Origin of the sequence: Mycobacterium sp., assembly GCF_032162605.1 — a bacterium.
Classification (GTDB): Bacteria; Actinomycetota; Actinomycetes; order Mycobacteriales; family Mycobacteriaceae; genus Mycobacterium.
Map to the genome: position 1 here is coordinate 1 of NZ_JAVROT010000514.1, position 4,329 is coordinate 4,329.

Annotated in this window: 4 protein-coding genes and 1 pseudogene; 4 read left to right on the top strand and 1 reads right to left on the bottom strand. The window is 65.4% G+C overall.

Going from position 1 to position 4,329, the window contains the following annotated elements:
• Positions 1-263: TetR/AcrR family transcriptional regulator (locus QOI01_RS28465; RefSeq protein WP_526386496.1), on the top strand; the 263-nt coding region annotated here is incomplete at its 5' end.
• Positions 264-278: 15 nt separating this feature from the next.
• Here the strand turns inward: QOI01_RS28465 and QOI01_RS28470 are convergent.
• Positions 279-1,037 (bottom strand): hypothetical protein, encoded by a 759-nt coding sequence (locus QOI01_RS28470; RefSeq protein WP_526386497.1) that lies wholly within the window; start codon positions 1,035-1,037, stop codon positions 279-281.
• A 346-nt stretch (positions 1,038-1,383) separates the two neighbouring features.
• Between QOI01_RS28470 and QOI01_RS28475 the strand changes: the two genes are divergently transcribed.
• From QOI01_RS28475 to QOI01_RS28485, 3 genes and pseudogenes are all read left to right on the top strand, one after another.
• Positions 1,384-2,469 carry a dipeptidase gene (locus QOI01_RS28475; protein ID WP_526386499.1) on the top strand — a complete coding sequence of 362 codons (1,086 nt, stop codon included), beginning with the start codon at positions 1,384-1,386 and terminating at the stop codon, positions 2,467-2,469.
• 194 nt (positions 2,470-2,663) lie between these two features.
• The gene (locus QOI01_RS28480) at positions 2,664-4,052 is read left to right on the top strand and encodes a LytTR family DNA-binding domain-containing protein (RefSeq protein WP_526386498.1); all 1,389 of its coding nucleotides are present in this window, start codon (positions 2,664-2,666) and stop codon (positions 4,050-4,052) included.
• A 27-nt stretch (positions 4,053-4,079) separates the two neighbouring features.
• A pseudogene (locus QOI01_RS28485) lies at positions 4,080-4,329 on the top strand (catalase/peroxidase HPI); the annotation flags it as partial.

Sequence of the window (4,329 nt, forward strand, 5' to 3'; positions counted from 1 at the left end):
CGCTTGTCGTGCTGTTGCGTTCGTCGACGACGAATGCCGAAGCGGCGCTTCGTATGAAGGACATCTTCGCGGCGCAATTGATGCCCGCCATCGCGAAGTTCGTGCCCGACGACGCCCCCCGCCGGGCGGGCTTGATCGCGACCCAGGTGCTCGGGATGGCGTTGTGCCGCTTCGTGCTTCGGCTACCACCAGTCGTCGCGATGAGCCGAGACGAGCTCATCGACTGGTTGGCGCCGACGTTGCAGCGGTACGCGCTCTACTAGGCAGTCGAGCTCCGGCTACGCGCCCAACACGATTTCGTGCCGGGGGAGTTCGGATCCGAGGGGCGAAGAAGTCGATGCGCCATGGCGATTCGCGGCGCTGAACACGTCGTTGACCTCGCGGAGGCCGATTCCCCGCAACGCCTCGTATGCGCCGGGGCCGAGCAGGTCCCGCTCGTCCAATGCGTATAACAGGCCGGCAGTCAATGCTGCGCTGACACCGTTTGTTGCTCCGGCGTTCGCGGCACGGCAACCGTCAGACAGCACGGAACCGCCCCTGACATACCCGACGGAGCCCCGCATGCCATTCGTCACCGTGATGATTGCGGGCCCGCGGGCCATCACCCAGCGAACCGCATCGGCATGCCGCTCGCCGGGACGCAGTGCCGCGAGGTCGCACTCGCTCAGTGTGACGATGTCACTGCATCCGATCATTGACTCGATCGAGGTCAGGTCTGCGGGGGACAGGCGTCCCTCGGCGACAGCGGCGATATTCAGGTCGTAGCTGACGGTGGCGGCGGTGCGGTCCCGCCTGGCCAGCCTCGTCGCCACCTGTGCGGCACGTACGACAGAACGCGACGATCGCACGTGCAGGTGGCGGCGCCGACGATCCGGCCGAGTAGTGCACGCGAATCGCAGGTCTGGTCGCTTGCCGAGATACGCCGAAGGCAGGTCGTGCGTCGACAATGACGGGGCGTCGATCACCGTGGCTCCGAGCCGTCGGAGCCGACGAGAGACGTCGGCGTCGACGTCGATCACAAAGAATTGAGTTCCCATAAGTCTTCCCGCCTTCACATCATTGGTGTGACCCCGAGCACACCAGTGACCTAGGTCCGCCGGCATCGACCCAACGGGTGATCGGGGGGGTGGGTTTGCCGCGGAATGGTGCGCCCGCTCCGGCGATCAGGTGCGCTGGTGGGCCGCAGATCCGGCTCCCGACCCGCTGGCTGAACCACGAAAGGTGCTCAGATGCTGTCGAACGGCTCCCTAGCCCGGGCGAACGGTAGTTGCGCCGCATCCGGTACCAACGGAGCAGCGTGAACCGTAAAGTGACCGCGGTCACGTTCGATGGGAAACGTCGCGCGTCGACCAAACCGCAACGGTCGGAGGAGATGTGACGACGATGCTGATCGACGGTCACAACGATCTCGCGTGGGCGATGCGTCAGGAGTACGACGCCGACCTGGACGCCGTCGACCTGACCGGGGTGGTGCCGGAGCTGCACACGGACTTGAAGCGACTGGAGGCTGGCGGCGTCACTGGACAGTTCTGGTCGGTGTACGTGTCCCCGGAGCTGTTCACCGGTCCCGCGGCTGTGACTGCCACGCTGGAGCAGATCGACTTCGTCCGGCGGCTAGTGGCCCGCTACCCCGACCGGCTGATGCTGGCTACGACTGCGGACGAGGTCAGGGCCTCGGGCGACCGGATCGCATCGCTGTTGGGCATGGAGGGTGGCCACTGCATCGACGGATCGCTAGCGGTCTTGCGCATGATGCGCGCGTTGGGGGTGCGCTACCTGACCTTGACCCACAACAAGAACGTGCCGTGGGCCGACGCGGCGACCGATGACCCTGTGCTGCACGGATTGTCGGAGTTTGGTGAGGACGTCGTACGCGAAATGAACCGGCTCGGGATGCTTGTCGATCTCTCGCACGTGTCTGCTGACGTCATGCGGCACGCGCTGCGGGTGACCGCCGCGCCTGCGATCTTCAGCCACTCCTCCGCCCGTACGGTCTGCGACCACCCACGCAACGTGCCCGACGACGTCCTGGCGACATTGGCGGAGAACGACGGGGTGTGCATGGTGACGTTCCTGCCCGCGTTCGTCTCACCGGCGGTCACCCGTTGGCACGCGGAGGCAAAGGACGAGGCTCGACGCCGCGGCATCCAGAAGGGCGAACCGGCGTACGGCGCACTGATGACGGGTCTTGCCGAGCAGTCGCCACCGCCGGTCGCCACGTTGACGGAGGTCGTGGCGCACATCGAGCACGTGCGTGCGGTCGCAGGCATCGACCATGTCGGCATCGGCGGTGACTACATGGGGGCCGAGGCCATGCCCGAGGGACTGGAGGACGTGTCGGGGTATCCGCGACTCTTCGCCGCTCTCGCCGACCGCGGTTGGTCCAGCGCCGACCTGGCCAAGCTCGCCGGCGAGAACACCCTCCGCGCGCTCAAGGCAGCCGAGGACGTCGCAGGCCCGGCGGGCTAACTTCGCTGCGTGACTTGGCCGGGGCCGCCGGTCATTTCGTAACCGTCCATGGCTCGCTTTGCTCGAATCGATCACAATCTGAAAGGTATATGATCCACATCACACGAAACTCCAGAGTTTGGTAGGGCATGCCGGGGTGTCCCAGGAATCCGTGGCTTCGCCAACACAAGTCCAAGCACGTAAAGGTGGCCCCGATGTCAAGTGCACAGCTCGAATCGAAACCTCCCTACACAACCAATACTGCGCTGTACGACGCGTGGGAAAGCTTCGTACAGGGGGATGACAACGTCCGCGGCGTGCGGCCCGAAGTGGCGATCTCCTGGCAACGATGTCGGGATCAGTACCGCGTCGACCCGTTCCTGTCCGAGGCGCCTGCGGCGGTCACGGAGGTCGACCATTCGCTCGAACACGATGTCGTGTTCGCGGAGCTAGGCTTTCGTGCCGCAGCCATGGTCCACGAGGTGTCCAAATTCGGCATCGTGATAATCGCCGACGCCAACGGCAGGGTCCTGGCCGAGTGGGGCGACAAGACCACCCTTGCCGTCGCCGCCGGAACGGGCCTCGCGCCGTGGTTCTGCTGGTCGGAGAGCGCGGTGGGCACCAACGGCATAGGTACCGCCCTCGGAACGCGAAACCCGCTGGTGATCAAGCGGGAAGAACACTGGTGCCAGGCCTTCCACGACTGGACGTGCGCGGGCGTCGCGGTGCGGGACGTGGTGAGCAAGGAGCCGATCGCTAGCCTGAACATCTCGAGTTTGCGCAGTGACATGCCAGCATCCGCGAGCGCATGGCTGGCGAACGCCGCCGCGCACACCCAGAGCAAATTGCGCATGTGCGCCCGCGACGGCGGCGCCGAACTGCTCGCCGCGTACAACCACGCCAGGGCCCGGTCGGCTGATGCACTGGCCGCCGTCGACACGGCGGGCAGGGTAGTGATCGCCGATGGAACGGCGAGCGTGCCGCTCGGTGTGCCGAGCAACACCCCGGCAGTCGACCCGGCAGTGCGCTGGAATCCGAAGCTGCCGGCATTCATCGAAGCCGTCCGGTACGCCAGCAAGCAGGCGAGTCACAACCCCGATTGGATCGGCACGACACAGATCTTCACCCACCTCGCAGACGAACCGTCGCCGGTCGCAATTCGCCCGGTATTCCGGTACGGCAATCTGGCCGGACACCTGATCTCCTTCGGTGTCTCCGACGGCGAGCAATTGCCGCGGACCGAAGCAAGCTTGTACGCCGAGGAACATCCGCGTCGAGTGGTCGGAGTCCGGGAGAACCGGATGGTGATGCTGCGGTTGCCAGAAGTCTTGTTCGCCGAATCGGATGGCAACGAAGTGTGGTTGTCAACGGACCAGGGCAGGATGCGGGCCGCCTCGCCCGGCCTGGACAAGCTCGACAACGAGCTGAGCCACGCCGGGTTCCTGCGGGTCCACCGCCGACACATCGTGAACCTGAACAGGATTCGCGAGGTCGAACGTCGAGACAAGGGCGAGCTGGTTCTCGTCATGGACGATCACGAGAACACTATGGTGCCGGTGTCCCGGCGAAACGTGCGCGCGGTGCGCCGTGCGCTCTGCATCTGAGGTTTAGAGAGCCCGGAAGGACGGCCAATGCCTGAGAGCCCTGACGCTTACGTCAACAGGACCTACGACCAGACCATATGCATGCGCGGGTCGCTCAAGCGGCGCAATCACCCCGCGGCAAGCGGGGACCAACGCGATTGGCCCCGCGGGCTCAACCTGAAGACCCTGGCTCGGCCCTGCCGCGCGGCCAATCCGATGGACGAGGACTTCGACTACGCCAAGGAGTTCCTGTCTCTGGATCTCGACCAACTGGCACGCGATGTGGACCAGGTGCTGA